Source organism: Tsukamurella sp. II2bb (assembly GCF_057815145.1).
The window spans coordinates 392,417-417,532 of the sequence record NZ_JBYPZI010000001.1; the positions used below are offsets into that span (position 1 = coordinate 392,417).

Here is a 25,116-nt window from a genome sequence, read left to right on the forward strand (position 1 = left end):
TCAATTCCTTTCGGGCTGGGGTGCTCGGCGGGCGAGGGCTTCGCGGGCTCGGGCGATACCGCGGGCGGCGGTGTCTGCCCGGTCGACGTGGTCGCAGACGACGGCGCCGCGGTAGCCGTGGTCGTCGCACAGGGCGCAGGCAGCGATGGCGGCGCGGCGGATCTCGATCTCGGCGTCACGTTCGGCTCGGTGTGCCTCGATGGCGCGGGCCTTGGCGACCGCGGCGGCCTCCTCGGCGGCGAGCCGGGCGGCGCGGCAGTCGCCGCAGGCGTCGGCCGTGCCGTTCGGATGCCGCGGGCAACTCGATGAGGGTGGTGGCTCGTTGCCGGGGCCGGGTTCGCGCGCGTCGTACCGTTCCCCACTTACGTAACCACCACTGTATGTAGCTGTAGTCGTAGTAGTAGCTGTAGTAGGGCCGGGGTTGGAGTCGGGGTTAGCGGTGGGGTTAGCCCAAGGGTTAGCGCTACCGATTCCAAGGGTTAGGCCTGGGGTTGGAGTGGGGGTTACGGGCGGGGTTGGAGCCCGGGTTAGCTCCGGGGTTACGTCTGGGGTTGGGGTCGGCTGAAACGGCGGAAGAGTCGCCGGGTCGACCGCCTTCTGCGAGAGCATGTCGCGGACCGCCGCGCGCTTCCACCCGGCCGCGTCAGGGTTGTTCTCCGCGAGCTTGCGGACCTCGTGAACGATCACCCCGCGGAGGGCCTTGGACGCCACCTCGGACCGCGCCATCGCCACCGAGACGGCCATGTTCGGGGTGCGCCACAAGCCGTCGTGCTTCACCCACGAGCGCAGCAACCACTCCTCGGTGAGGCTGTCGATGATCAGGAACTGCTGCGAGGAGAGTTCAGCAGCGGCCGCCTCGATCTGGGGTATCGTCCATCCGCGGGCGAGCTGGGTGAGCTTCCCGGGGCGCCAGTCGCCGGCGCCGCAGTACGAGCGGCCGGGGCTGGTCCAGAGCGTCAGGTAGAGGTGCTGCGCGGCCGGGGAGAGGTCGGTGAAGTCCTCGTCGCCCCAGATCGCGAGGTTGATGCGTGCGTGGTCGTGGGCCATTTCTACTGGTCCTTCCTGTCGCTTCGGGGCGCGGGCGGGCATAGTGCGGTCACAGCGCCTCCCAGAGAGTCGGTTCTGAGATCGGCCGGTTACTCCACAGCACCTCCGTGCGGGCGAGCGTGTTGCTGCCGTTGCCGGTCATGGTCTGGATTTCGATGCGCTCCCATCCGGCGAGAGCGTCGTCGTAGAGGTCGTTCGCGTACCCGGACAGCACGACAGCGCAGGCGCACGCGAGCAGCGCACCGAGGAGATCAGCGTGCTCCGGCTTGGTCCCCATCTCAGTGGCGTACACGCCGGGTGCGCGGGTGCTCGCGAGGTAGGGCGGGTCGACGTACATCGCGACATCGGGCTTGCTGCCGTAGGACTCGATGAGGTCGAGGGCCGGCCTGGATTCTAGGCTGACGTGCTGCAGGCGTTCGGCGGCCGCGGCCATGCGATCGACGTAGGCCTCGAGGTACCCGGGCATGCCGATGCTCTGGCTTCGGGGCGCGACGAAGTGCCGCCACCCGGTCTTGCGGAGCGTGCCGGCGCGGCCCTGGTTGATACGGGTGAAGACGCGGCGGGCCCGCTCGACGTCGTCGACACCGTAGTCGTCCACGTAGGCGAGGTCATGCTCGGCACGGGAGTGCGGAGTGAGCGCGCAGGCGCGTGCCAGTTCGTCAGGCTGGTCGCGCAGGACGCGCCAGAACGTCATGAGGTCGCCGTCGAGGTCGTTGACGGTCTCCATGCGGCTCACCGGCTTCGCGAGGAGCACCGCGAGCGACCCGGCGAACGGCTCCAGGTAGTGGCCGTGCGGCGGGATCATGGCGGCGATCCGGTCGGCGAGCGTGGTCTTGCCGCCGAAGTACGCCATCGGCGGGGCGGTCGTCACAGGGCCTCCTTGTAGTCGCGGCAGGCGGGCCACCAGGCGCGCACGTCGGAGGACTCGCAGCCCGTGACGCGGATACCGTTGCCGAACATGCACTTCGGGTACGTCTTGTCGTGGTAGCGCTGATTCTCGCGATGCGCGCAGGTGCCGCACCGCGGGCCGGGCGCCGTGCGGTCGACCGTGCGAGGCGCGTCCGGGTGCAGTGGGAGGTGCCGGCCGCCGTAGGCGAGCGGGTGCTGCCCGGCGAGGATCCGGTTCTCGACGGTGCGGGCGCGCTTCTCACCACGGGAGAGCTCGTACGATTCGGTCGGCTCGTACCCGTCGGGCAGGTCGAACAGGCCCTCCGGGTGGTCCTCCGGAATGCCCGTCTCGCGGCGGACCTCACCTGGCGTGAGAAGCCGGTATCCGTCGTCGTTCACGCCGTCACCATCCCGCCGTGCAGGGCCGCGTGAAGGCGTCCGCCGATCCACTCTCCGACCGGCGGGGACACGGCGTTGCCGTACCCGTCCACCTGGTCGCGGTCGGATCCCCATACCTCGAAGGTGCCCTTGTGGTCACCGAAGTTCGGGTCGAACCCGCAGCCGCGGCCGACCTCGTGCGGGCCGAGCATCCTGAAGTAGCAGTCGTCGAGCTCCACCTCTGCGAGGGACTGCCGGTAGTGCGCGAGCAGCATCGCCGTGGTGTCCCGCGACGTGAGCGTGCCGAGCGGGTCGGTCACGGGGTGCGGTGCCGTCGCGTCTGCGCCGGATCCGTTCTGTTTGAACCAGCCAGCCGCGGTCAGCAGGCCCGGGATCTGTTCGCTGGTGACGGTGGGCATCGCCTCGGTGTGCACGGTCGGGACGGTGTGCCGGCGGAACGGGATGATGCCCGACGACAGCAGCGCCATGGTTTCTGAGCCGCCCTGTGTCGGCAGCGGCTCATTCATGCCACGGGGCGCGCCCTGGTAGTTCGTGACCGCCATCGCGATCGGCGGGGTCACCAGGCCGAAGGTGTTCGTGGCGGTCTGTGCCCACAGCGGCTCGGTCAGGACCCTCGAGCGGCAGTCCGAACCGGCACGCTCGTACGTGTTGCCTGCGGCGACCATGATCGCCCCGGTCGAGAGGATCGCGGTCTCTTGCTGGCTGGTCTGCGTCGCCATCGGCTCCCACGGGTGCTTCTCGGCGCCGCGGATCGCCTTGGCGGGCATGAGCACCGCGGGGAAGTCTCCGAACCGGCTGTGGCAGCGGCCAGCGCGTGCGTACGTGGTGTCCTTGAGCTTCCGCAGGCCGGCGGACTCGCGGTCCCGGATGCGGGTGCCGAGGTTGCTGAAGTCGATCGCATAGAGCGACGGTGTCGCGGGCGGGGAGACGGTGCGGTGGCAGCGGGGGCAGCGGTACTCGTACTGCTTGCCGTACCTGACCGATCCCGTCGGCGGAACCCCGGTACGCCAGGACCAGACGGCCTCGACGGCGTCGTCACACGAGCGGCACCACGACAGCGGGCAGTGGTCCAGATCCGGCGCGGGGATCTCCTTGAGCCAAAAGACGATGTAGAGCCGGTCGCGGGACTGCGGCACACCGAAGAACATGCTGTTCAGTCGTAGCTCGCGGTACCGGTAGCCCTGGTTCTCGAACTGCTTGAGCCACCACCTGTACGTGCTGCCGTCGCCGACCTTCTTGCGTCCCGGCACCGCCAGCCCCCAGGACACGAGCTCGGTGGTGCACTCGACGAGGATCATCAGCGGACGATGCCGTTCTGCGTAGTGCAGCACGCAATTCGCTGTGGCCCTGTCCCTTTCCGATTTCGTCACCCGCTCCTCGTACTCGGGGTCGTCCATGTCGAACAGGGACGCTCCGGTGGCGTACGCCTTCTTCGTGTTCGCCTGGGAGTGGTTCACGCACGACACGCCGGCTACGAACAGATCAGCGCGCGGCAGGTCACGCACGTCGTGGTAGTCGGCAGAGTCTTCGTCGACCAGGTCGGCGATCCAGTGCTCGGCCTCGGGGTGGTTCCGCTCGTGAACCTCGACCTTGTACCGGTTGTGGTTCGCGGCCATGATCACCTCGAACCCGGCGCGCTTGATGCCCTCGGTGAGTCCGCCGAACCCGGAGAACGCGTCCAGGGCGGTCAGCACGTCGTGCCGGTACCTTCGCGGCTTCGTCGCGGGCCGGTGCTCAGCGACTGCGGTCGTCATGCTGCGGTCACTTCCTGTGCGGTGCGTGTGATCTGCTCGAGGTATCGGTCGAGGGTGTGCGCGGAGCAGTGGAGGAGCCGGCTGGCGAGGGTACGGGCCAGTTCCCCCTGGGCGACGAGGCGGACGATCTGGGCGCGATCACTCGGGTCGGTGACGTGGACGGGGCACGGCTGTCGGGGCGGCCCGTGCTCGGCGGTGAGGGCGCGCTCCACGGCGATAGGGTCGTGATCGTCGGGGTCGCCGAGCTGCAGGTCGCAGGGTTTCGGGCGGCCGACCACCGGCCACTGGTCGAGTGTTCCGGCGTGGCGGTGCCGGTAGTAGCAGGTTTTGCAGAGCCCGCGGGCTTCGTGCGGACGTCTGCGTGTGCAGGCGCTGCAGCGTCGGGTCGGTCGAGACACGGTGGGCTCACTCCTCCTCAGTGCTGCGGATGACGCTGTCGGCCGGCGGGTCGGCGGGTTCCGCGGCCTGGTCCTCGAGCGCGGCTCGGCGGATGAAGCGTTCGCGTGCGCGGATCGCTTCGTCGTCGACCTCACCCGCGCCGCGGCCCGGCCCGATCCAGCCGTCGAGGCCGGTGGCGTTCCCGTCGTCCCGCGCCTCGCCGATGCGGTCGGTCATCCGCCCGATCGTGGCGTTCGCCTGGGCCAGGGCGGCGCGCTCTCGATCGAAGAGGGCCAGCGCGGCGGCGCGCTCCTCGCGGGCCTCGTCGCGCTCGCGCTCGGCCCGCACGCGTAGCTCGTGCGGCGTCGGGTGGTGCAGCCATCGCACGCACGCGGACACGGGCCGCTTCCCCCTGCGGATCAGGTCGAACTCGACGTAGTTCTCAGCGCGGTGCTCGTCGAGCATGTTCGCCATCCCGTCGAGGACCGCGAGCATCGCAGCTTCGGCGGCGCCCTTCGTCTCGATCGACAGGTCCGCGGTGCCGTCGCCGGCGGTGAGCGACTTGAGGAACAAGCCGTCTTCGACGCCCTTCTCGATCATGGTGTCGATCTGCTGCTCGGCGGCGGCCAGCGCGGCGCGTGCCTGGATCAGCTGGCGTCGCACCTCGGCAACATCCTGCGTGCCTTGGTCCGCTCCGCATTGGTCGCACCGCCACCGCCCGGTGCCGTCACCGGACCAGGAATCGTGCGGGCATGCCCCCATTTTGGCGAGCGCGTCCCGCAGGCGGCGCACCTCGCACGGCCACGGTTCGCCGCAGGACGTGCAGCGCGCCTTCACGAGCCCGTTGGGGATGGCGACCAGGCTGGGCCTGTGCTCGTCGGCCTCGCGGATCAGATCGGTCGGATCACTCGTCATCATCGTCTCCCTCGGTGTCCTGCACGTCGCTCCGGTGCTGCTCCGCGCAGTTCTCGCACCGGCCGTCAGCGTCGACCTCTCGCCATTGCCCGCAGGCCGTGCACTCTTCGGCGTCCTCATCCACGTTCCGCAGGGGCGCCGTGGTGGAGAACGCGCCGTCGGTGGGCAGGTCGTCACGGTCGAGCCCGAAGGTCTCGCACGGGCAGCCGACGCCGTCCCACATCGGGCAGAGTTCGGCATCGCAGCGGTCAGCCATGGTTCAGCTCCTCGCCCGGCGTCTCCGGGAATCCGCGCAGCGTCAGCGGGTTTCCGTCCTCGAGTTCACTGCGCCACTGCCACATCCACTCGCCCATGGTGTCGCCCGCTTCCCACTCGCGGACCAGGTGATCGGCGACCCGGTCGGCCGTCGACGGGTCGAGCCGGTGCAGCACCGCGAGCGCGTAGACCATGCCGTACATCGCGACCGTCTCGCGGCTGGACTGCATCATCAGCAGCGTCTCGATCTTCCGCTTGGCGTCGTCGAGGTCGGCGACGCCGTCGATGTACGCCTGCCGTCGGTCCCGCACTTCCGGCGTCGACGCCTGCACGCGCTTGAGCGCGTCGTCGAGGCTGGTGCCGATGACAGAGAGTGCCGGCGTCGTCTGGTCTCCGGCCCAGTCGGGCCATGGCCAGCCACGGTCGGTGTCGCCGGCGGCGTACAGGTCGCGGCGGATCGCAGCGGCGTTCTCCGCAGTGATCCGGGCGTCCTTCGACCAGTCGGCGTGCCGGTCGAGGATCGCGACGGCCTCGTGCAGGGTGCCGTTGAAGCTGCCCCCGCCCATCACGGTCCGGCCGGTCGGGACGTGGGTGATGACGAGCGTGTCGTCGAGCGACGGGGCGCCGTCCGCGCCGATGCGGACACGCGGGGTGATCGCCAGATACGGGTTGCTGGTCGCCTCGCCGGTGATGGTGGCCGACCGGCCTTCCGGCAGGGCGATGGTCACGGACATGAAGGTCATCGGATCTCCTCGGTAGTGAAGGCGTTCAGGGCGTCGTCGCAGGGCCAGAGCTGCGGGAGGCCGCGGTCGTCGCGGCAGTGCGCGCAGACGCGGGTCCCGTCGTCGCGGCGGGCGTCGGCGGGCACTGGGCGGTGCCGCGCGCGGATCGGGGCCAGGGCCTCGCGGGCGGCGGCGAGCGCCCACCCGGCGTGCTCGTGGTGGGCGCCGTCGGGCATCGACTTCAGCGCGGCGTCGAACGCGGGGTCAGCCATGATCCACCGCCTCGTCGTCGCTGATGTCCTGCTCGGTCAGGCCCCGCTCCGCGAGCCACGACGACCGGAGCACCGGGACAGAAGGCTCGTTCTCGGATTCGGGGATCAGGTACTCGACACCGTTGACGGTGATCGCGTGATCGCACTCTCGAGGAACCGGCAGGGCAGAGGTTGAGACGTGCCAATATTCGGGTGCGCCGGCGGGGTGCTGCTCGATGACGGCTTGCGCGTCGTTGAGGAACCATCCGATCTGCTTCTCGGATGGCCCGATCGTCGCCTGGAAGCGGATCGCGAACTCGCGGGCGAGAGTGAACACGTCCGGGGTGTGATCGTGGGATCCGGCGCAGGTGTCATCACCGTCGAGATCGGGGTACGCCGCCGCCATGAACCTGCACTGCTCACTCGCCATGATCCACCGCCTTCGCGGCGCGGTACGCGAGCCGCTGCACCACGGACTGCGGCAGCGGCTCCGGCGTCTTGCTCACGATCGCCTTCTTGACCACCGTGATCCGGCCGTCCCCGGAGACCTTCCAGAGGCCGCATCCGTGCGGACTCATCACGTCGAGGTCGGCCGGTACCGCGTAGATGAAGCGGTGCGTGTGCCGCTGCCACATGCGCCGCTTCCAGTACGTGTCGCGCGCGAAATCCTCACGCGTGACTTTGATCTCGAAGGCGGTTCGCACCAGGGAGTCGAACATGAGGGCGTCGATGCGGCGCGTGTACTTGTGCCCCGCAGGCCGGTCCGCGAGCGGCATGAAGCTGTGCTCGGTGACCTCGCCGGAGTCGGGGAGGTCGTAGTCCTCGATCGTGACCTCGGGGACGATCGCCGCGGTCGGGCAGTGGCGGCGGATCGCATCGAGGATGAAGTCTGAGTTCACCGGTCGCTCACCGCCTTCGCGGCTCGAACCGCGGCCAGGACCGCGGCGGCGACCTGCTCGGCCTCGTCCGGGAACAGGTCGCCTTCGGCGTCCACGTCGATCTCGATCCGGCCCTCATCGTCCAGCGCCACGTGTCCGTGCGAGTCGAACTCGTCGTCCACGCGCCGGTCGTCTTCGGTGAAGTCGACATCCCAGCTCTGATCGAACGAGCGCCGCTTCAGCTTGGGCAGCTCGACGACTGCTAGCCCGTCGGCTGCGGCGATCACCTCGGCGAGGTGGCGTCCGTGCGCTTCGGCCAGCCAGCCCTCAGGCTCGGGCTCCATACTGGTCCGGCACTCCAGCACATGCCCGCAGAGACAACGCCCTGTCCACCTGCGGTCGCTGAACGGGCCGTCCGGGAAGGTGCGGAAGCGGTTGCCGTGCGCCGCACCGATGGCGGCGAGCCGGTCGACGGCGCTCACGATGCACGCTCGCGGACGCAGTCAGGGCACAGATCGGTGCCGTCGTCGGTGTGGACCCAACCCGGCGCGGGATGGGACCGCGTGATCGGGACCCCGTTCACCGTCGCGGACTTCTGCGCGTAGTAGTCGTCGGTCAGCGCGTCGCAGCAGCCGTCGTCCCCGTCGCACTGGATCATCGGGGTCTCGATCCTCACTTCGAGCCTCCCTCGGCCCGGGCGCGCTCAGCACGAATGCGCACGAGGGTTGCCTGCGCTGCCTGCTGTGCGATATGCCACGCGGATTCCTCGCGGCTCCACACTTCGTCGGCAACGTCCTCCGTGAGCTTGCGGTCGGCGGCGTCCTGGGTGGCCTGCCGCTGTTCACGCGCGCGAGCCGCCAGCAGATCAGCCGCCCGGAGCAGCGCCGGCTCGACGTGCCCGATCGGGCCATCAGCAGCGGCGTGCACCTCGCGCAGGATCGACGCGGCGAGTTCCAGCTGGTCGGCGTCGTACGGGTCGATCACCTGCGCATCGACCATCGGCACCAGGCCCGCGGCTTCGGCCTCAGCCTGCGAGCGGAAGATGAGCTTCCCGTCGGCGGTGAAGTGCGCCCACCGGCCGGGCTTGCCGAGTTCGTGCCGCACCCACGTGCCGCCCTTGCGGTCGGTGCCACGCCAGCCCGGGCTGGCGTCGGCGGCCGGGTTCGGGGCGGTCATGCTTGCTCCTCGGTCTGGTTGTCCTGTGCGGTTCGAGGCTTGCCGCTGGCGAGCCGGTCCCGTGCGGCCCGGACCAGCGGCTGGATCTGCTCGGCTTGAAATGGTTTGCGGTCGAGGTCTTTCCACTCGCGTCGGAGGCGCGGGGCGTGGAAGTCGTCGTCGGCGCGGACTGCGGTGAGGTACGCGGCCGCGGCCTGCTGTACCCGGGCGGCGTGATCCTCCGCGAGCTCACGCAGCCGATCGGTCAGCCAAGCCACGTCATGGAACTCGGGCCGAGGGATCTGCACGTGGGTGTCCAGCCCGGTCAGCTCCACCGAGCGGCGGCGCTGGGCGGTCATCCGGCGCCACGTCGTCGCCCGGCCCCGCTCATCGACCGGGCTGTCGAACGCGAACCCGAAGTCGACGTGATGCGGCGCCGCGAACCGGCGCCCGGCTCGGCCGGCGGGAAGTTCGCGGGTGAGGATGATCAGCTGGTCGTTCATCCGGCGGCGCTCCCGTCGGTGTCGGTGACGCGCGCCCACGCCCGCAGGTCGGCGATCGGCACGTTGACCATCACGAGCTGGTGGAGCACACCGAGGTCGAGTTCGAACATCAGCGTCGCGTGCGGTTCGCTGTTGCCGGCGCTCGACGAGGGAGGCTGGTATTCGAGCCGGACCCGCGGGTCCGGCAGTTCGATGCCGTCGCCGTTGTGCAGCACCACCGTCGCCGCGGACGTGATGACGATCGGATCGGCGGTCATGCTGCACCGAGGATCTCGTCGGCGGCCTGGCGGAGGGTGTCGGCGATACCCGCGCGCACCTTGTCCTCGTCGAGCTGCATGCTGATCTGCGGGATGTCGCCCGGCTCAGCGGTTCCCGAGATCGTGATCGGCAGGCTGCTGACGGTCTCGATGGTCGCGATGGTTTCCCCGTTGAGCGCGACGGTGATGGTGAATGCTGCCGGGATGGTGGCGATCGGTTCGGCCATCGTGGCTCCTCTGGTTCGGTGCGGTGTAGACGGTGGGCAGGGTGTGGTGCTCGGACGCGGCTTCGATTCGGATCGGCTCGCCCGGGCTCGACGTGTGCGCGATGACGATTCCGGCGATCCGTTCGCGCGGACCGCCGGGTCCGTCGATGAGGATCCGGTGGGGCATTCTGAGCGGGCGCGAATAGGTCGCGTCGACCTCGACGGCGAATCCGTCGTCGGTCGGCTGGAAGCTGATGACGCGCGCGCCGCGGCGCAGTTGGACGGGGCGCCCGTCGGCGGCGATGAGCCGGACGGTGAGGTGAGCCGGGTCGACGACGAGCGCCGCCCGGAAGTCGGCCAGCGCCGTAGCGGCGGTGGTCATCTCATCCCAGATCGGGCCGAGAGTCTGAATGGTGCCGTAGATCAGCTCGCGGAGGCTACCCCAGTTGGCCGGGGTGAACGGGTGGAAGTCGACCTCGAAGGCGAGCGGATGCAGGAAGGCTGCGCGGTGGGGATCCGCCTCGATCTCGGCTCGGCGTGCCTTCTCGCGCTCGCGGCGCCGCTCGCGGGCCTGCTCGCGCTCGTGTGCACGCCAGAATCCGACCGGGCCGGGTGCGAACGTGCCGGGACACAGGATCCGCGACTCGTCCTCGTCGTAGCGGTAGTCGTCGTCCAGCTCGCCCAGCATGCGCATCCTGTGCATGCGCGCGGTGATCGCGAGGTGGTGCTCGTCGCTGCCGCAGTGCGCGCATGTCGGCATGCCGACGCTGTGGTCGTAGCCGGTGGGCTCCTGCTGGAGCTGGCCGTCGACGATCTCGGCGATCTCGTCGCTGGTGAGCACGCGGTCGATGTTGGCGATGACGCGGTCGGTGGCGGCGTTCACGCCGGCACCGCCTGTGGTTCGGTGTCGTGGAAGGTGAACGTCTCGGTGCGCCCGTCGTGCAGCGTGATCGTCAGGGTGTCGCCGTCGACGGTGTGATTCAGGCGGGCCTCGCGGGCCCGCGCGAGCCGGCGCCGGCGGACATCGTCCGCCGTATACCCGGTCCAGCGGTGCACGCCGACGTGGGTGACGGTGCCGTCCGGGTCGCGCTGGACGGACCGGAGCCACGCGGTCGCGCCCGCGGTGCGGGTCTCGGGCATCAGTCCTCCTCCGGGTCGGGAAGCGGCTCGTCCCCTTCGTCGGCGGGTGGGATCGGCGGGATACCGAGGCCCTTCCGCAGCCGCTCGGACCAATCAGCGACCGCCTCCGGCGAGTCCTCCACGTCCCGCTCGACGTTCAGATCGGAGGTCGGCTCGGCGACGTCAGCCTCCTCGGGGTCGACGGTGCGGGCGAAAATGAAGCCGCGCCACTCGTCGCCGATCTGCGCGAGGTGCCGGCCGGTGCCGGGGAGCTTCCACAGTCGGAGGTTCGCGCCGCGGCGCTTCTCCACCGCGAGGAGCGCGCGCATCGCCGTGCCGCCCCACGTCGTGTGCGGCGCCTCCCGCTCGGTGTCCCCAGCCGCGGGGGTGGGGGAGTCGGCGGTGAGCGCGTTGGCGATCGGCCCGTACGGGTAGTCGGCCGGATCCCAGCCGGTGAACGCCAACTCGGAGCCGGCGTCGAACAGGGCCGGGGTCTCACGGACGGTGATGTGCCGGTCACCGCCGACCTCGATGTCGACGGTGTGGTTCGGGCCGTGCAGTTTCACGGCGGGCCGGAACACGGCGATGACGGCGCGGGCGTCGTCGACGCTCCACACGGTCGGCTCGATCGTGCCGGACGCGATCGCCCACGTGTGCCCGCCCACCACACCGGAGCTGGACACTCCGGCGAGGAGGTTCGTGCGGCCCGGCTCGTCCCGCCAGTACCCGGCCATGGTCCGCAGGTGCACGGCGGCGAGCTGCCCGTCACCGGCCGTCTGGATGAGGTCGGTCAGCAGACCCATGAGGTCCTTCGTCGCGATGGTCGTCTTCATAGGGTGGCGCCTTCCTTGGTGAATAGAGCGATGTCCTTGCGTGGGGCGAACTGGCGGAGGGCTTTCGCCCAGCACGCGGCGCACTCGATGACGGTCACGCGGGCCTCCACTCGAAATCCTCGCGCCGCCACAGCAGGTTCTCGGAGAACTCGCGGGACTCGCGAGCCAGATCCTCGTCGGTGAGGCGGAATCGCCACTCGGCGGCGCCTCCGACGCGCATGCCGGTGATCTTCGACCAGTTGACGGTCTCCAGTTCGATGATGTCGCCCGGCTGCAGCTGTGCGCCGACGTCCCGCTTGCTGCGGGTGAAGCCGGTGCCGCCGGTGGTCAGGAACTCGTAGCTATCGCCGATGTCGCGGCACACGCTGATGGTGTGGGTGTCGATGCTGCGTCGCTTGGCCGCCCAGAACTCGGGACTGTGCGCAGGGTTGGTGGGCTCAGGCACGATCGGCCTTCTGGTCGGCGCGGCCGGCGCGGTACAGCTCCAGGGCGAGGTCCATCTGCTGTTCCATCTCGGGGCCGCTGAGCATCCGCCAGACCCGCTCGAAGTCGGGCTCCGGTGTCGCGGGCGTGACGCCGATGAGTTCGTAGGTGGAGCGGTACCCGGCGCGGAGCATGGCCGCGAACTGGCGGGCGAGGATCGGCTCGACGCGTTCGCGGTCGCGGGCGTCGGCGGCGGTCTGCTGCTGGTGGCGTTCGGCGAGGTTCGCTGCGGCGAGGAGTTCAGCGACGGCGGGGTTGGTGCGCTCCGGGTTGGAGAGGTACGCGGACGTCGCCGCTTCGGTCAGTCGGTCGGCGAGGTCGCGGAGCCACGCCGCCGAACCGACCTTGGGCTGCTTGGTGAGCTGCGTCTGCCGGTCGAGTTCGGCCTCGGTGAGCAAGAACAGGCGCTGCCCGGTGTCGAGGGTGACGATGCGGTGCTGCTGGACGCCGCGTCGAAGCGTGCGTGCGGCGGCGACGAGGCTCTTCTCCCACTCCGCGAGCGGCCAGCCGTCGCGGTGGGCCTGGAGCCGGTCGGCGTTGAGCCGCTGGATGAGCTGCCACGCGTGCTGGTCCACCACGGCTTCGACATGCTTCGTGAGGTAGTCGTGGGCGTCCTGGTCGAGCTCGTCGTGCGGCTCGAATGCTGGTGTGGACATGGTGGTCTCCTTGGTGTGCAGCGGGTTCGGGATGGTGAGGTCGGCGTCAGCGAGCACGTCGCGGAACACGTCGGCGATGGGGCGGTATCGATTGGGAGCGAACACCTCCCAGGCCTGCGCGTTGTCCGGTTTCGCGGGCTCGGGTGAGGCGGTGTCGAGCACGTCGGCGAGTTCAGCGCGGAGCTTCGCGGCGTTCTCGTGCGCGGCGGGCCGCCCCCTGGTGACGCGCCGGATGCGCGTGGTCGTGCCTGCGGGCACGCGGACGACGGCGGGCCGGATCGGCGAGCCGATGCCTGACGGACCGCACGACCCGACGGTGGGCTCAGCACGCCGGGGCTGCGGTTGCGGCTTCCGCCGCAGCCACCTCACGGGGTACCCCGCATCGCCTGGTACGCCTCGCGGAGGCGGTGGGCGGGCATCGAAAAGCAATGCCCGGTCTCGACATTCCGCAGACGTACGGTGACCTCGACGACCTCGAACGTCTTGCGATCCTTGCGCCGCCGCCACAGGCCACCGATGGGGATCATGTTGTTCCTCTCGCCCTGGTCGTCTGGTGTCGTGCGGCGGAACGCGCCGTGAGGCCGGCCCGGGTGACGGCGGCGGGTGTACTGCGCCGCATGGCGTCCTTCGCCTTCCGGACGTCGTGGATGTCCATCCAGTACCGGCGGCCATCCCACCGGGCGATGCCGGCGAACATGCCGTCGCGGCACTGCGCGCGGATCCACTCCTCGCCATGGATGCCAAACACCTTCGCCTCCGCGAGCTCGCGCGGGGACATGAGGCGCTCGTCGTCGAGGCTGCTCACCGGACACCTCGCAGGTGCTCGCCGGGCTTCGGGACGCGCCGCTGCGCGCTGTCGACGACAGCCAGCGCCAGGTCCGGCTTCTCGATCCGAGCCGCGTTCGTCGTCGGCGTGCGCGCGGCGCCGTCAGCGATGTACTTCCGGATCACCTCGGCCTCGCCGGTCAGCTTGGCCGCGTCCCAGTAAGCCCCCACGATGTCGGCGAGGGTGAGAGCGCGGTCGACAGCCTTGAGACGCATCAACTGGTCGGGCTTCATCAGGACCCTCTCGGGGCGGTGCGGGCCGGTCATGTTGCGACTCCGAGCTGTTCGGCGGCGGCCTGGACGCGCTCGAAGTCCTCGCGCCGGCCGCCGCGGTCTGGGTGGGTGTTCTTGACGGCGCGCCGGTAGACGTCGCGCCACGACTCGTCAGGCGCGCGGTACCCGCCGAACTGGAGGAGCACGTCCTCCGCGTCGGCAGTACTCGACGGCGCGGGCCCGGAATCGAGCTGACGCCATCCGGTGTACTGCTCGTGACCTGGGGTGATGCCGTAGCGGTCGATCTTCCGGAGCGCTTCGAGCACCAGCGCGATCGCTCGCAGGTTGTCGCGCCAGTCGGTGAACCGGTCCGACGGGAACGACAGCGTGCCCTGCTTGGAGGTCTCGATGGTGAGGATCACGCCGGGATGCTGCGGCTGCGAGTTCGCGCGCGGTAGGCCGTCATTCCGAATGTCGCGCTCGCCGATCGCGAGCTGCAGCACCGCTTCCGCAGGCCTGCCGGGCGTGCCGAGGTGCCGCAGCTCGTCGGTGAGCAGCTGCAGCGTGGACCCCCAGGTCGCCGAGAACGGCGAGCGCCGGCGCGGGCTCGTGAGCTTGCCGGGCCACCGCTCGATCGGCCGGAAGGTGAGGCTGGGCGGGTAAGTGGTGACCATCAGTCCCCCTCGGTGGTGCCGGCGGCGTCGTGGATCTGATCGAGCCGCTGGTACAGGTGCGCGCCCGTGCTGACGCCGACGGGCGTCATGCGGGCGGGGCCAAGGTCGATGGCGGACACGCACGGGGTGAGCACGAGATCGAGGTAGCTGCGCTCAGCGATCACCTCGGTCACGCGGTAGCTGCCGCCGCGCCACCGCGCGAACAGGTCGCCCTGGTGCTCGCGGGTGAACTCGCGGGCGCGCGGCCGGTCGATGATCCGGACCCGGAAACGCAGCCCGGATAGCTCGGTCGCCTCGAGGTCGAGGTGCGCGATGAACCGTCCGTCCCACAGAGTCATGTGGTTCGGGTGCGGGTCGGCGCGCTGGACGGCGTTTTCGTAGTCGCGTGCGGCCCGCTCGCCGCCCAGCGGGGCAACGGCGCCGCGATCAGTCGACCAGGGGGACGGCACAGCGGTCCGGTAGTCGTGGCCGAAGTGCTCGAGCGCGATCGCCGCCGCCGCGCGGGCCACACTGCCGAGGGCGTCGTGCATCTCCGGGCCGTCGAGCACGTCGAGGGGCATGCCCTCCTCGAGGAGCGCGATCCGGGCCGCCTGATGGGCGACCTCGCCGAACCAGTCGGGCAGGGGACGCAGCTCGGGGGTCTGCATCAACATCTCTAGGGGGTCCTCACAGAGGGATTGGTGTCGGCGGCTCGCCACAACTCGGCGTGCGCGGTGCACAGCCGGAGCCGGGTGCCGTCGGGCATGGTGCGGATGATCCGGACGAGGCCGCGGGGCCGCTCCTGCGCGGCCTCGTGCTGCAGGGCGAAACACTCGTCGCACGTGGCGCGCTGCCGCGACCCCACGTACTTCGGGCGCCACTGCGGCGCCGCCAAGTACGGGGAACGCTGGAACGTCTTCGACAGCTCCGTCATCGCTGCGCCTTCCGTGCTTCGAGGCGCGCGGTGTCGGCCGATGTGGCCGCAGCCGTCGCCGACAAGGCGGCGGCGTCCGCCGACGCGGACGATGCCCGGGCCGACAGCTCGGCCCGCTCGGCGGCCGCCCGGGCCGTGGCCGCGCAGAGCACCTGCGCGACCACGCCCAGGCCGATGATCACGATCAGCGCGGTGATCACGACTCGGTCCTGATCGCCTGAGCCGCGCGGACGCGGGCGTCCTCGACCAGCTCGACCACCCACGCCGGCGGGGGCACGGCGTCGTTGCGCTTGAACGCGCACTGCCGGGTTGTGGCGCCGAGGCTGCCGTCCTTCTTCAGGATCGGCCCGGCGACGATCACGGTCCACGCGCCGCCGGACGCGTCCCAGAACCGCACCGATGCGGCCTCCGGGCGGAACCGGCGGTCGTTCGCGGGGAGCGTGAACGACCGCCGCAGCGCCCTCGACCGGGCGTTCTCGGCTTCGATGTCGGACGGGTCGAGCTGGTACTTCACCTCGACCTGCACGGGGAAAGTGGACGCGGGGGTGGTGATCACTGCTCGGCCGCCTCGGTGTCGATGGGCGGCTCGGACGACGCCTCGGCGAGCGGCTCGTCGTGCGGTTCGGTGTTCAGCACGGCGCGGCGGGCCTCGGTGGCCGTCTTGATCTGCTTGAACCGGTTGCTGTTCGGGTGCGGCAGCCGCGTCTTCACCCCGCGCAGGAGCGCATCAATGTCGTCGTTGCTGTTGCACATCTCGATCCGCCGGATCAGACCGTCGATCTCACCCTCGGTGAGCGCGGCGGCCGCCGTGTTCTCCGCGACCTGCTCCGGCGTGCTCACGGGCACGGCGGACTCCACCTCGCCGTCGACCACGTCGGGGACCTCGGCGTCCTCGTAGATCCCGCCCATGTCAGCAGGGAACGCCATGCGCCAGGCCGCGGCCTCCGCGCACTTGGACAGCATCCACGCGGGCTGCGTCACCCACTGACCGGTGAGCGCGGTCCCGCCGCCCTGGAGGTTCTTGGTCTGGGCGCGCTCGGCGAACGATACGACCGCGGTGTACGTGATCCCGTCGACGGTGATGATGCCCTTCGCGGCGGCCGGCGGCTGCGACGGGTCGAGCCACACGTCCGACCACTGCCCGTCGTAGCCGCAGTACTGGTGCGACGGAACGGGATAGCCGCGGCCCTGCGCCTTGGCGAGGCGGTTGCCGAGGATCCGGAACCCGTCGATGCCGACCTGGATGGTGTACTTCGTCTCCCACTTCTCGGGCTCGCCGCGGTAGCCGCCGGTCTTCGTTCTGCGGCCGATCATGTAGATCTGCTTCAGGAACGGGTCGAGACCGGTATTCGCGCAGTAGTGGAAGAACACAGCGAGGTCTGCGGCCGGGGCATCGTCGATGCCCAGCTGCTTGAGATGATCGCGCTGCTCCGGGGTGAATTCCCGCTGCTGCGGGGTGATCGCGAGCTTGCTGCGGTTGCCGGTGGTGGCGAGTGCGGTGGACATGGGCTACCTCTTCTTGAACGGGGGGATGCTGATGGTGTTGATCTGGTCGCCGTAGCCGGGCCAGTTGCCGGTGTCGGTGCAGATCGCGAACGTGTTGATGGCGCGACGGTTCGCGGTGCGGCCGTCGATCACGTCGTCACGGGTGAGGCGGTTGACGGACACGAGGTGCGGCGGCTCCGTGGACTGAACGATGAAGATGAAGTCGTCGACCGGGCTGCCGAGCAGCGCCAGCAGGTCCCGGTAGAACGGGTCCTGCTGGTAGTAGCCGTAGTCGCCGGCCGCACGGGAGAACGCGTGCGGCGAGGCGTCGGCGGCGGTCTTGAAGTCCACGACCGCGTCCGGCCGCAGCCAGTCGAGCCGGCCCCGCAGCCGCACCCCCGTCTCCGGCTCGGTGCCGAGCATTGACACCTCCGGCGCGCCGACGCTGAGCAGGTCGGTGGCGGTCTTCGACAGGGACAGCGCGTCCGCCATCCGCTCGGCGCGCCGCCAGTCCTTCTCGAGGACCGGCGTCTTGCCGTCGGCGTAGGCCTGGTCCCGCTCGGCCTTCGCCGCGTTGGTGCGCCAGTCGGCGGCATCGACGGTGACGATGGTCGCGCCGGCGCCGAGCACGATCCTGTGGACCAGCGTGCCGAGGTCGAACACCTTCTTCGGCGCGCGGCCGCTCAGCTGGTTGTGCCGGAACTCTGCCGGCGTCCGCGTTGCGAGCAGCTTCGCGCCCGTGCTCGACAGCGAGCCCGGGTGCGCGTGGTACTCGGCCTCGGGGACGTCGAAGTGCAGGCCGTCGGCCTCGTCGGCGAACGCGATCATGGTGCGCCCCAGATGATCTGTTGACGCCGCAGATCGTGCATGCGGACGCCGTCCGGGAGCTGCAGGTTCACGCGACTTGCCAGTCGGATCGGGTTGATGTGACCGGGCATGCCAGCGGACGAGTGGGGAAACGCGTATCCGCTGCGGCCGTGCTCTGCGATGTGGTCGAGCAATGCCTGCGCGAACTCATCCGACAGCGGCAACCACCGCGTCCTGCAGATACTGCCCCCGGGGACCCCGAGCGCCCATCCGTCGTGGTCGCGCACGAGGTTCGCGCGCTGCACCCGGGCGACCTCAGCGCAACGCAGGCCCAACTCCCCGGCGAGGCGGATCGCCATCCGCAGCGCAGGCGCGGACTCGCACACGACCCGCCCGTACTCGTCCGAGCTCATCAGCTTGCCCGTGCTCATGGGCGCACCCGCAGGAGGTAGATCGGCAGGAGCGCCCGAACCATCATGGTGGTCTCCTGGGCGCACGCCAGCGCTTCCGCCTGGCTGTTGTGGTGGCAGGTCAGTACGGGGCCTGCGTCGGGGCCGGTGAGACCGACGACATGCCAGCTGCCGCAGCTTCCCTTCGTAACCCGCGCTCGCGGGTATCGGCGCTCGATCATCGGTTTCTCCTGGTCTCGTGGGTGCGGATGAGTGCCCAGATGTCGCGGAGGATCGACCGCGACGTCGGCGGGGCGGTGTGCGCCGGGTCGGGTGCGGGTGACCACGCCGCGGGCTCGTGCGGACCACGCCGGGCGATCGCGTGGCCGGCGGGATCGTTCGCCATGTCCTGCAGCTGGGTGAGGCCGCGCCGGATCCAATGGACGATGGCGGGGTGCTCGGCGGCGGCGAGGACGGTGCGGACGCGGCGCTCGTGCTGCTCGCGGCGCGTCATACCGCAGCCTCCAGACCCAGCGCGGCGCGCAGCGGGGCGCTGGGGATCGAATACCGTGACCCGATCCGCAGGACGGGAATTCCGTCCGCGAGCAGTCCGCGCCCCTCCGGGTTGTCGCATGCGCGCTTGGCGCGCGCGTACATCGACGTCCGACCGACGCCGAGTGCGTCAGCCGCGACCATGATGGTGGTCGCGGGGTACGCCTTCAGCTCGTGCTCGATCTGCGCGGTCGTCATCCGCTCCGGCTCGGTGCTCATCGGCCGCGCCGCTCGCCGGCACCGAAGATCCAGAGCCCGAAGGCGACCGCGAGCGCACCGAGAGCGACACCGACGGTCCACGGGTACGCGCGCAGGACCTGCGCGCACAGGTAGATGACGGCGAACATGATGACGAGCCAGGCGCCGAGCTCGGGGAGGATGGTGCGGTTCATGGCTTCACCTCCGCCGGGTCGGGCGTCCACGTGGCGACGCGCAGCCGGAGCAGCGGCAGCAGGGCCTCGTACTCGGCGCGCCAGCGTGCGCGGTCCTCGTCGGTGCCACCCCAGTGCTTGGCGCGCTCGTCGACCTCGGTCATGAGCTGGTCGATGGTGCCGTTCTGCCAGCAGCCGACGGTGAGGATGTGGCCGGCGGGCGCCTTGGGTGCGCGGACGAGGGTGGCGGTCATGTTCTCGGAGCCGATAGGGCCGACGACGAGGACGTCCTGCCGGCCGGAGACCCGCGCCGAGCCGTAGACCTCCGCCGAGCCGTAGACCTCCGCCGAGCCGGAGACCCGCGCCGAGCCGGAGACCAGCGCCGAGCCGGAGACCCGCGCCGAGCCGTAGACCCGCGCCGAGCCGGAGACCAGCGCCGAGCCGGAGACCCGCGCCGAGCCGTAGACCCGCGCCGAGCCGTAGACCAGCGCCGAGCCGGAGACCAGCGCCGAGCCGGAGACCTCCGCCGAGCCGTAGACCCGCGCCGAGCCGTAGACCTCCGCCGAGCCGTAGACCTCCGCCGAGCCGTAGACCAGCGCCGAGCCGGAGACCTCCGCCGAGCCGTAGACCCGCGCCGAGCCGTAGACCCGCGCCGAGCCGTAGACCTCCGCCGAGCCGTAGACCTCCGCCGAGCCGTAGACCAGCGCCGAGCCGGAGACCTCCGCCGAGCCGGAGACCCGCGCCGAGCCGGAGACCTCCGCCGAGCCGTAGACCTCCGCCGAGCCGGAGACCTCCGCCGAGCCGGAGACCCGCGCCGAGCCGGAGACCAGCGCCTTCTGGCTCACCCACGGGGCGCACCTGCCGAGGCCGCAGGTGCACAGGTTGTCCATCTTGCGGATCCAGCCGCCGAGGTCGCCCTTGCGGACGCCGTGCTGGGGCAGGTCGCGGGTGGCGCGGATCCGGTGCAGGGTGACGCCGAGGTGGGTGATCGTGTCGTCGGTGAGTTCGAAGTGCGGCGTGGTCATCGTGCACCGCCCTCGGCGTCAGCGGCGGCGGCGAGGATCGCGCAGGCGAGGCGTCGTGCCGCGGTCGGCGAGTAGTCGTTGGTCCGTTCGATGTTGAGCACCACCCGACGGCCCGCGATCGGGTGCACCCACACCAGCGCGGCGCCGTCGCCGTACGAAGCGGCGTAGTCACCGTGGTCCTCGTCCGGCGGGATCAGCGCGGCGAGTGTCGCAGCGGCGGTGGTGATCGCGTCCGGGGCGGTCTGGTCCCCGCGGAGATCCTTGAGTGACTCCTGGATCCGTCCGGCGATCGCCGCACCGTGGTCACGCAGGAAGTTCGACGAGAGCAGCAGCCGGGCGCGCTGATCGTTGTCGCTGAAGTCGGCCATCATGTCGAGCAGGTCGCGGAGTTCGTCGACGTGCTCCTGACGCGGGGACCAGGTGTCGGCGCTCATCGGATGCCCTCCGCGGTGACGGCGGCCAGTTCACGCAGGTTCGCCGCGGTTGCAGCCCGGTCGAGCGGGGTCTCGCAGTCCTGGGCATCGGCGAGGGCGTGAAGCTTCGCGACCAGCCAATCGGTCCGGAGCGCGGTCTCAGCGGCGGCGATGCGGCCCTCGGCGAGCTTCTCCTCAAGGCGCAGCGCGACCAAGGTCAGGGCGTGCGCCGCGCAGTCCACGGGCTCGATCCGGCCAGCGGACGCTGCCACGGTGGCTCGCTCCAGCGCGGCGAGCGCGATCGCCTGGGCCTGCTCGTCGTCCATACCGGTCTGCAGGGCCGTGAACTGGCCGGCCGTGAGGCGCAGCGGCGCGTCGAGCACGGCTAGCGCCGTGCGCTGGTTGATAGGGTTGGTATGCATCAGAACTCCTCTCGCGAGTTCTCGTGTTGGAAGGCCCGCCCGGCATGGCGGGCCTTTCTTCATGCGCCAGCGGCGACAGGTGCGTCGCTGACGACTGACACCGGAGGCATGACGATCTGCTCGTGCGCGACGAACAGGTCCTCCCACGGAACGTTCAGGCGCGCCGCGATGGCGATCGCGAGGTCCTCGGTGATGTTCTTCAGTTGACCGGTCTCGATCTTGTAGATCGTGGTGTGCGATCGACGGACCAGCATGGCGAGTTCCCGCTGCGTGTACCGGCAGAACTTGCGCTGTCGGCGCAGGTGGGCGGGGTCCTTCACCTCCATCCAGACGTCCCTTCTGATCGGTGGTTGTCGGCGTATGCGTCTCATCCTGCTCCTCCGGTTGCCGTGGTGTCAACTACAAGACTGACGATAGACGTACGGTTGCCACGGTGTCAACCGGTCGATTGGGACGATTACGTGCGACGATTGAACCGTGCGGTTGTCAGCTGTCAGCCGCGCGGCTGTAGCTCACCTGACTACCCAGAGGCGACGATTCCCAGCGTGAACGCAACACCGACGCTCCGAGACCTGGTCAACCAGGCCAAGGACCGCGGCCTGTCCTACCGCGAGATGGAAGAGACCGTGACCAAGGCCGAGGCGGCCAACCCCACCGGGCTCCAACTCAACCGGACCACCGCGAGCCAGATCGCGCGCGGCGTATACAAGGGCACCCCGGAAAGCGGCACCGTGCGCGCCATCGCGCTCGTGGCCGGCGTCCCGGAAAGCGTTGCGTTCGCCGCCGTCGGACAGCGCGTCACGGGCACACCGTTCCGCGACGAGCTCCCCGACGGCGTCGACCAATTGGAACCCCGAGAACGGCGCGCGGCCCTGGACATGATCCGGGTTCTCATCGCGCAGCGTCAGGAGCTGAACCGCTATGCAGACGAACGTGACCGTCGGCCCGACCATGCGTCGGCCGCGACCGAGGACGCCTCGTACCCGCCGCGTACGCTCGAGAAGACCAAGGGGCGAATACGGCCCCCGGCCGGCCCGCAGGAGCAGCGCAGCCTCGTCGAGTTCTACGGCTTCACCCCAGCGCTGCTCGAGCGCTTTCACCTTGGCGACGGAAGGTGGCTCGTCGGGTTCCTCATGACCGTGCACACCGACGCGCTGCGCCGCGGCCAGCCTGACCTGTGGGCGACGACGCTGCTCCCAGGGTTCGACGAGCAGCTCGCCCATGCGGGCCCGGCTCGGAACGAGCGAGTCGGGGTCGTCACGGCAGGGTGGATCCGGAAGGCCCTTGCGCGAGTGGGTTGGGTGTCACCGACGGTGTTCCACTCGCCGCGGCCCACTGCGCTGGCGGTCCAGGAAGCCGAAGAGACCCTCAAGTTCGACCCTATGGGCGCGACGGCGTACCTCGACAGTTCCGAGGACGCCGAGGACGAGGCGCGTCCGGACGAGAAGACCATCGCCCGGCTGATCGAAAACACCATCGCCGAAGCGACCGCCGCCAACCGAGCCGCCGTCGACAACGCGAAGGCGGTCGCTGGTCGCGGCATCACCCTTCCCGCCGAGCGACTCCTCGACCAGTTCGGCCGCCATGCGCGCCTCGTGCGGTCCCTCGGCCCCGCCGAGGTCGGCCAGCTTCCGTTCAAGATGGCCGCGACATATCAGGCCTTGTTCACCAACGGCCAGGTGTTCGCGGACGAGGTCAGCAGGATCGAGCAGTACGCGACCGGCCCGAAGGCATGGGGGCAGACCGAGAACACCGTCGCGACCACTATCACCGCGCAGACCACGATCTTCGAGTCGGCGCTCGCGGTGATGCGCGCATTCAGGGAGGCGGTCAGCGACGGGGTCGACGCGTTCGTGGCGTCGGGCGCGGAGCGCGCTCCGCTGCCGCCTAAGCCTCCGAAGCCGACCACAACCAGCGAGATGGGCCGGCGAGTCAGCACCACGCGCACCCGCCAGGTCGGGGACAGGTCCGACGCGTATCCACCGGCCGGCGTTGACGTGTCCGTCCCGACGCCGTGGGTTGAACTCCCCGCTGACCTCGGCGAGACGTTGGCCGCCTCGGCGCCGCAAGATCCACGCCAGTCCGACTACGCCGGGGCCGCCCGCGACCTCGGCGACGAGCCGGTCGGCCGGAAGATCCGACGCCGACAGGACGAGGCCGGCGAGCTCCCCGATCCTGAGGGGCCGGAGGGCGGGGCGTGAACACCGACGGCAACAACCTCGAGGACGATGAACACATGACCGACGACAACGAACTCCTTCCCGCAGATTCAGGCGAGTTCATCGTGTACGCGACCGAGGACGGGCGCTTCCGCGCCGAGCTCCACCCTGTCGACGGCACCATCTGGATGACCCAGGCGCAGATGTCAGAGATGTTCGACAAGAGCCAGGGGACGATCAGCGAGCACATCCGAAACGTCTACGAGGACGGCGAGTGCACGTCGGACGCAACTTATCGGAAATTCCGAAGGGTTCAACTCGAGGGAGGCCGCGAGGTCGCCCGTTCGATTGACGCCTACAGCTTGGAACTGATCCTCGCCGTCGGCTTCCGCGTGCGCTCAGCGCGCGCGTCCCAGTTCCGCCGATGGGCGAACACCGTGCTCCAGGAGTACCTCATCAAGGGCTTCGCGATCGACGACCGGCGCCTGAAGAACCCGTGGGGTGTCGACTACTTCGATGAGCTCCTTGAGCGCATCCGGGACATTCGGGCGTCCGAGAAACGGTTCTACCAGAAGGTGAAGGATGTCTTCACCACCGCGATCGACTACGACAGCAACTCCGGCATCGCCCGGGAGTTCTTCGCGACGGTACAGAACAAGGTCACGTATGCCGTGACCGGCATGACTGCCGCTGAGCTGATCGTGGCCCGGTCTGATGCCACCTTGGACAACATGGGCCTCACCAGCTGGGACGGGCAGAGAGTGCGGAAGGCGGACACGAAGGTCGCGAAGAACTACCTCAACGAGGACGAAGTGAGCGAGCTCAACCGTCTGTCGACGATGTTCCTCGAGTTCGCCGAAGACCGGGCGGCCCGCCGCAAAGAGACGACGATGAAGGACTGGGTCAAGTTCACAGATCAGTTCCTGGCCTTCAGTGAACGCACCATCCTCCAAGGCCCAGGCACAGTGAGCCGAGTCGCCGGAGAGGCGCATGCGGCCCGCGAGTACGCCAAATACGACGCCGCTCGTAAGGAAACGGCGCGGATCGAGGCCGAAAACGAGCACCTCCGTGACATCGAGAAGGCTACCCGCGAGGCCATCCGCGAACGCCCGACCTCCGAATGACACGCGTGTAGTTCCTGGTCAGAGCGTTTTCTTGTCAGTCGACGCGTGTAGAACGTCCGGTATGACCAGAACGACCCCATGGCACCCGTGGCGGGAGGCCCGCGCCCGGAACTGGCTGGAGATCCGCTTCGGCGACGTCGGCTGTGCGACGCTCGCCGGGTGCATCAACGGCCGCCGGATCCAGCTGGCTGACGACCTCACCCAGGCCGAGCGGCGCTGCACCATCGCGCACGAGCTCGTCCACGACGAGCGTCGCGTCTACCCACGCGACCCCGTGCTTCGCGCCCGCGAGGAGGCGGTCGTGCACGAGATCGCGGCGAGTCGACTCATCGAGCTCCGCGCGCTCGTTGATGTCCTCAAGTGGACCCGTCACGCCACCGAAGTCGCCGACGAGCTGTGGGTGGACGTGCCCACGCTGCTAGCCCGCGTCCGCGCACTCACCGACGACGAACGAGCCTGGGTCGATGCCCGGGTGGAGGACCGGCCATGCTGACCAACGACAATGCGCCGCGGCCGGCGCAGAATCCCGCGAGCGCCCACCGTGACGGTCCGTTCCGCTGGCCGGACGGTGCGATCGTCTTCGGCGACACGTGGTCGCAGTGGTGGACGTGGCAGCGTGCGGGCGCGCCCACCGATGCGTGGGAGGCGTTCCGAGCGGCGCCGGCGCCGGCCGGGCGCGCGAGCCTGTGCCGCCGCAGCATTGACTTCAAGGGTGTGGACCTCCGCGGGCTCGACGACGGCGACGAAGGCGGCGGAGGTACCAGCGAACACCTGCCGTGGCCGGTCGGTGACGAGCCCGACCCCGAGGGGCCGGAGTTTGGCGCGTGACCGTGTTGACCGACCGCGAGCGCGCGATGCTCGACTTCGAAGCCGCGTGGTGGCGGCATCGTGGCGCTAAGGAGGACGCGATCCGCGCGCAGTTCGGTCTCACGCCGGTGCGGTACACGCAGCTGCTGAACCAGCTCCTGGATCGGCCGGAGGCTGCGGCGTACGCTCCGACGGTCGTCGCGCGGCTGCGCCGGATCCGGGCTCCGAGGCGCTGAAC

General features: G+C 70.0%; 45 protein-coding genes. 5 read left to right on the top strand and 40 right to left on the bottom strand.

The window, feature by feature from the left end; all coding sequences use genetic code 11:
- From AC21LY_RS02125 to AC21LY_RS02320, 40 genes are all read right to left on the bottom strand, one after another.
- Nucleotides 1-1,047, bottom strand: coding sequence for a hypothetical protein (locus AC21LY_RS02125; protein WP_489044515.1), 1,047 nt, complete (start codon nt 1,045-1,047; stop codon nt 1-3).
- Between the two features lie 49 nt (nt 1,048-1,096).
- Nucleotides 1,097-1,918: a DNA adenine methylase gene (locus tag AC21LY_RS02130; RefSeq protein ID WP_489044517.1), complete on the bottom strand. Its 822-nt coding sequence runs from the start codon at nt 1,916-1,918 to the stop codon at nt 1,097-1,099.
- Nucleotides 1,915-2,334: a hypothetical protein gene (locus AC21LY_RS02135; RefSeq protein WP_489044519.1), complete on the bottom strand. Its 420-nt coding sequence runs from the start codon at nt 2,332-2,334 to the stop codon at nt 1,915-1,917. The genes AC21LY_RS02130 and AC21LY_RS02135 overlap by 4 nt, the downstream gene beginning before the upstream one ends.
- Nucleotides 2,331-4,088 carry a DNA cytosine methyltransferase gene (locus AC21LY_RS02140; RefSeq protein ID WP_489044521.1) on the bottom strand — a complete coding sequence of 586 codons (1,758 nt, stop codon included), beginning with the start codon at nt 4,086-4,088 and terminating at the stop codon, nt 2,331-2,333. Before AC21LY_RS02140 ends, AC21LY_RS02135 begins: the two co-directional genes overlap by 4 nt.
- Entirely contained in the window at nt 4,085-4,366 is a 282-nt protein-coding gene (locus AC21LY_RS02145; RefSeq protein ID WP_489044523.1) for a hypothetical protein, read from the bottom strand. Before AC21LY_RS02145 ends, AC21LY_RS02140 begins: the two co-directional genes overlap by 4 nt.
- A gap of 127 nt (nt 4,367-4,493) precedes the next feature.
- Entirely contained in the window at nt 4,494-5,381 is an 888-nt protein-coding gene (locus AC21LY_RS02150; protein ID WP_489044525.1) for a hypothetical protein, read from the bottom strand.
- Nucleotides 5,371-5,637: a hypothetical protein gene (locus tag AC21LY_RS02155; protein ID WP_489044527.1), complete on the bottom strand. Its 267-nt coding sequence runs from the start codon at nt 5,635-5,637 to the stop codon at nt 5,371-5,373. The genes AC21LY_RS02150 and AC21LY_RS02155 overlap by 11 nt, the downstream gene beginning before the upstream one ends.
- A complete protein-coding gene (locus tag AC21LY_RS02160; RefSeq protein ID WP_489044529.1) occupies nt 5,630-6,379 on the bottom strand; it encodes a hypothetical protein in 750 nt (249 codons plus the stop codon). The genes AC21LY_RS02155 and AC21LY_RS02160 overlap by 8 nt, the downstream gene beginning before the upstream one ends.
- Nucleotides 6,376-6,630 carry a hypothetical protein gene (locus AC21LY_RS02165; protein ID WP_489044531.1) on the bottom strand — a complete coding sequence of 85 codons (255 nt, stop codon included), beginning with the start codon at nt 6,628-6,630 and terminating at the stop codon, nt 6,376-6,378. The genes AC21LY_RS02160 and AC21LY_RS02165 overlap by 4 nt, the downstream gene beginning before the upstream one ends.
- Complete coding sequence (locus tag AC21LY_RS02170; protein ID WP_489044533.1) at nt 6,623-7,039, bottom strand: hypothetical protein; 417 nt, start codon at nt 7,037-7,039, stop codon at nt 6,623-6,625. Before AC21LY_RS02170 ends, AC21LY_RS02165 begins: the two co-directional genes overlap by 8 nt.
- On the bottom strand, nt 7,029-7,508 hold the full coding sequence (locus AC21LY_RS02175) for a hypothetical protein (RefSeq protein WP_489044535.1): 480 nt from the start codon (nt 7,506-7,508) through the stop codon (nt 7,029-7,031). Before AC21LY_RS02175 ends, AC21LY_RS02170 begins: the two co-directional genes overlap by 11 nt.
- Entirely contained in the window at nt 7,505-7,969 is a 465-nt protein-coding gene (locus tag AC21LY_RS02180; protein WP_489044537.1) for a hypothetical protein, read from the bottom strand. The genes AC21LY_RS02175 and AC21LY_RS02180 overlap by 4 nt, the downstream gene beginning before the upstream one ends.
- A complete protein-coding gene (locus AC21LY_RS02185; protein ID WP_489044539.1) occupies nt 7,966-8,163 on the bottom strand; it encodes a hypothetical protein in 198 nt (65 codons plus the stop codon). The genes AC21LY_RS02180 and AC21LY_RS02185 overlap by 4 nt, the downstream gene beginning before the upstream one ends.
- Nucleotides 8,160-8,663: a hypothetical protein gene (locus AC21LY_RS02190; protein WP_489044541.1), complete on the bottom strand. Its 504-nt coding sequence runs from the start codon at nt 8,661-8,663 to the stop codon at nt 8,160-8,162. The genes AC21LY_RS02185 and AC21LY_RS02190 overlap by 4 nt, the downstream gene beginning before the upstream one ends.
- On the bottom strand, nt 8,660-9,145 hold the full coding sequence (locus AC21LY_RS02195; RefSeq protein ID WP_489044543.1) for a hypothetical protein: 486 nt from the start codon (nt 9,143-9,145) through the stop codon (nt 8,660-8,662). Before AC21LY_RS02195 ends, AC21LY_RS02190 begins: the two co-directional genes overlap by 4 nt.
- On the bottom strand, nt 9,142-9,402 hold the full coding sequence (locus tag AC21LY_RS02200; protein WP_489044545.1) for a hypothetical protein: 261 nt from the start codon (nt 9,400-9,402) through the stop codon (nt 9,142-9,144). The genes AC21LY_RS02195 and AC21LY_RS02200 overlap by 4 nt, the downstream gene beginning before the upstream one ends.
- 105 nt (nt 9,403-9,507) lie before the next feature.
- Nucleotides 9,508-10,491 carry a hypothetical protein gene (locus AC21LY_RS02205; protein ID WP_489044547.1) on the bottom strand — a complete coding sequence of 328 codons (984 nt, stop codon included), beginning with the start codon at nt 10,489-10,491 and terminating at the stop codon, nt 9,508-9,510.
- A complete protein-coding gene (locus tag AC21LY_RS02210; protein ID WP_489044549.1) occupies nt 10,488-10,748 on the bottom strand; it encodes a hypothetical protein in 261 nt (86 codons plus the stop codon). The genes AC21LY_RS02205 and AC21LY_RS02210 overlap by 4 nt, the downstream gene beginning before the upstream one ends.
- Nucleotides 10,748-11,560, bottom strand: coding sequence for a hypothetical protein (locus tag AC21LY_RS02215; RefSeq protein WP_489044551.1), 813 nt, complete (start codon nt 11,558-11,560; stop codon nt 10,748-10,750). Before AC21LY_RS02215 ends, AC21LY_RS02210 begins: the two co-directional genes overlap by 1 nt.
- A 94-nt stretch (nt 11,561-11,654) precedes the next feature.
- The gene (locus AC21LY_RS02220) at nt 11,655-12,005 is read right to left on the bottom strand and encodes a hypothetical protein (RefSeq protein ID WP_489044553.1); all 351 of its coding nucleotides are present in this window, start codon (nt 12,003-12,005) and stop codon (nt 11,655-11,657) included.
- The gene (locus tag AC21LY_RS02225) at nt 11,998-12,957 is read right to left on the bottom strand and encodes a hypothetical protein (protein ID WP_489044555.1); all 960 of its coding nucleotides are present in this window, start codon (nt 12,955-12,957) and stop codon (nt 11,998-12,000) included. Before AC21LY_RS02225 ends, AC21LY_RS02220 begins: the two co-directional genes overlap by 8 nt.
- 107 nt (nt 12,958-13,064) lie before the next feature.
- On the bottom strand, nt 13,065-13,226 hold the full coding sequence (locus AC21LY_RS02230) for a hypothetical protein (protein WP_489044557.1): 162 nt from the start codon (nt 13,224-13,226) through the stop codon (nt 13,065-13,067).
- Nucleotides 13,223-13,504, bottom strand: a complete 282-nt coding sequence (locus AC21LY_RS02235) for a hypothetical protein (RefSeq protein WP_489044559.1) — start codon at nt 13,502-13,504, stop codon at nt 13,223-13,225. Before AC21LY_RS02235 ends, AC21LY_RS02230 begins: the two co-directional genes overlap by 4 nt.
- The gene (locus tag AC21LY_RS02240) at nt 13,501-13,791 is read right to left on the bottom strand and encodes a hypothetical protein (protein ID WP_489044561.1); all 291 of its coding nucleotides are present in this window, start codon (nt 13,789-13,791) and stop codon (nt 13,501-13,503) included. Before AC21LY_RS02240 ends, AC21LY_RS02235 begins: the two co-directional genes overlap by 4 nt.
- Complete coding sequence (locus AC21LY_RS02245) at nt 13,788-14,411, bottom strand: molecular chaperone DnaJ (RefSeq protein WP_489044563.1); 624 nt, start codon at nt 14,409-14,411, stop codon at nt 13,788-13,790. Before AC21LY_RS02245 ends, AC21LY_RS02240 begins: the two co-directional genes overlap by 4 nt.
- On the bottom strand, nt 14,411-15,064 hold the full coding sequence (locus tag AC21LY_RS02250) for a hypothetical protein (protein WP_489044565.1): 654 nt from the start codon (nt 15,062-15,064) through the stop codon (nt 14,411-14,413). The genes AC21LY_RS02245 and AC21LY_RS02250 overlap by 1 nt, the downstream gene beginning before the upstream one ends.
- Nucleotides 15,065-15,066: 2 nt before the next feature.
- A complete protein-coding gene (locus AC21LY_RS02255; RefSeq protein ID WP_489044567.1) occupies nt 15,067-15,324 on the bottom strand; it encodes a hypothetical protein in 258 nt (85 codons plus the stop codon).
- Nucleotides 15,321-15,524 carry a hypothetical protein gene (locus tag AC21LY_RS02260; protein ID WP_489044569.1) on the bottom strand — a complete coding sequence of 68 codons (204 nt, stop codon included), beginning with the start codon at nt 15,522-15,524 and terminating at the stop codon, nt 15,321-15,323. The genes AC21LY_RS02255 and AC21LY_RS02260 overlap by 4 nt, the downstream gene beginning before the upstream one ends.
- On the bottom strand, nt 15,521-15,880 hold the full coding sequence (locus AC21LY_RS02265) for a hypothetical protein (RefSeq protein WP_489044571.1): 360 nt from the start codon (nt 15,878-15,880) through the stop codon (nt 15,521-15,523). Before AC21LY_RS02265 ends, AC21LY_RS02260 begins: the two co-directional genes overlap by 4 nt.
- On the bottom strand, nt 15,877-16,830 hold the full coding sequence (locus AC21LY_RS02270) for a recombinase RecT (RefSeq protein WP_489044573.1): 954 nt from the start codon (nt 16,828-16,830) through the stop codon (nt 15,877-15,879). The genes AC21LY_RS02265 and AC21LY_RS02270 overlap by 4 nt, the downstream gene beginning before the upstream one ends.
- A gap of 3 nt (nt 16,831-16,833) precedes the next feature.
- On the bottom strand, nt 16,834-17,637 hold the full coding sequence (locus AC21LY_RS02275; RefSeq protein ID WP_489044575.1) for a PD-(D/E)XK nuclease-like domain-containing protein: 804 nt from the start codon (nt 17,635-17,637) through the stop codon (nt 16,834-16,836).
- The gene (locus AC21LY_RS02280; protein WP_489044577.1) at nt 17,634-18,047 is read right to left on the bottom strand and encodes a hypothetical protein; all 414 of its coding nucleotides are present in this window, start codon (nt 18,045-18,047) and stop codon (nt 17,634-17,636) included. The genes AC21LY_RS02275 and AC21LY_RS02280 overlap by 4 nt, the downstream gene beginning before the upstream one ends.
- Nucleotides 18,044-18,247, bottom strand: a complete 204-nt coding sequence (locus AC21LY_RS02285; RefSeq protein WP_489044579.1) for a hypothetical protein — start codon at nt 18,245-18,247, stop codon at nt 18,044-18,046. The genes AC21LY_RS02280 and AC21LY_RS02285 overlap by 4 nt, the downstream gene beginning before the upstream one ends.
- A complete protein-coding gene (locus tag AC21LY_RS02290; protein WP_489044581.1) occupies nt 18,244-18,519 on the bottom strand; it encodes a hypothetical protein in 276 nt (91 codons plus the stop codon). Before AC21LY_RS02290 ends, AC21LY_RS02285 begins: the two co-directional genes overlap by 4 nt.
- Complete coding sequence (locus AC21LY_RS02295; protein WP_489044583.1) at nt 18,516-18,776, bottom strand: hypothetical protein; 261 nt, start codon at nt 18,774-18,776, stop codon at nt 18,516-18,518. Before AC21LY_RS02295 ends, AC21LY_RS02290 begins: the two co-directional genes overlap by 4 nt.
- The gene (locus tag AC21LY_RS02300) at nt 18,773-18,949 is read right to left on the bottom strand and encodes a hypothetical protein (protein ID WP_489044585.1); all 177 of its coding nucleotides are present in this window, start codon (nt 18,947-18,949) and stop codon (nt 18,773-18,775) included. The genes AC21LY_RS02295 and AC21LY_RS02300 overlap by 4 nt, the downstream gene beginning before the upstream one ends.
- Complete coding sequence (locus AC21LY_RS02305) at nt 18,946-19,953, bottom strand: hypothetical protein (protein ID WP_489044587.1); 1,008 nt, start codon at nt 19,951-19,953, stop codon at nt 18,946-18,948. Before AC21LY_RS02305 ends, AC21LY_RS02300 begins: the two co-directional genes overlap by 4 nt.
- Nucleotides 19,950-20,387 (bottom strand): hypothetical protein, encoded by a 438-nt coding sequence (locus tag AC21LY_RS02310; protein ID WP_489044589.1) that lies wholly within the window; start codon nt 20,385-20,387, stop codon nt 19,950-19,952. The genes AC21LY_RS02305 and AC21LY_RS02310 overlap by 4 nt, the downstream gene beginning before the upstream one ends.
- The gene (locus AC21LY_RS02315; protein WP_489044591.1) at nt 20,384-20,788 is read right to left on the bottom strand and encodes a hypothetical protein; all 405 of its coding nucleotides are present in this window, start codon (nt 20,786-20,788) and stop codon (nt 20,384-20,386) included. The genes AC21LY_RS02310 and AC21LY_RS02315 overlap by 4 nt, the downstream gene beginning before the upstream one ends.
- A 59-nt stretch (nt 20,789-20,847) precedes the next feature.
- Nucleotides 20,848-21,114: a helix-turn-helix transcriptional regulator gene (locus tag AC21LY_RS02320; RefSeq protein ID WP_489044593.1), complete on the bottom strand. Its 267-nt coding sequence runs from the start codon at nt 21,112-21,114 to the stop codon at nt 20,848-20,850.
- A 219-nt stretch (nt 21,115-21,333) separates the two neighbouring features.
- Here AC21LY_RS02320 and AC21LY_RS02325 point away from each other — a divergent pair, with 219 nt between their 5' ends.
- The 5 genes from AC21LY_RS02325 (at nt 21,334) to AC21LY_RS02345 (ending at nt 25,114) form a co-directional block, all read left to right on the top strand.
- A complete protein-coding gene (locus tag AC21LY_RS02325; protein WP_489044595.1) occupies nt 21,334-22,989 on the top strand; it encodes a hypothetical protein in 1,656 nt (551 codons plus the stop codon).
- On the top strand, nt 22,986-24,071 hold the full coding sequence (locus tag AC21LY_RS02330) for a virulence RhuM family protein (protein WP_489044597.1): 1,086 nt from the start codon (nt 22,986-22,988) through the stop codon (nt 24,069-24,071). Before AC21LY_RS02325 ends, AC21LY_RS02330 begins: the two co-directional genes overlap by 4 nt.
- Before the next feature lie 61 nt (nt 24,072-24,132).
- Complete coding sequence (locus AC21LY_RS02335; RefSeq protein WP_489044599.1) at nt 24,133-24,564, top strand: M78 family metallopeptidase domain-containing protein; 432 nt, start codon at nt 24,133-24,135, stop codon at nt 24,562-24,564.
- Nucleotides 24,558-24,899: a hypothetical protein gene (locus tag AC21LY_RS02340; RefSeq protein WP_489044601.1), complete on the top strand. Its 342-nt coding sequence runs from the start codon at nt 24,558-24,560 to the stop codon at nt 24,897-24,899. The genes AC21LY_RS02335 and AC21LY_RS02340 overlap by 7 nt, the downstream gene beginning before the upstream one ends.
- On the top strand, nt 24,896-25,114 hold the full coding sequence (locus AC21LY_RS02345; RefSeq protein ID WP_489044603.1) for a DUF3263 domain-containing protein: 219 nt from the start codon (nt 24,896-24,898) through the stop codon (nt 25,112-25,114). The genes AC21LY_RS02340 and AC21LY_RS02345 overlap by 4 nt, the downstream gene beginning before the upstream one ends.
- Nucleotides 25,115-25,116: the final 2 nt, after the last annotated feature.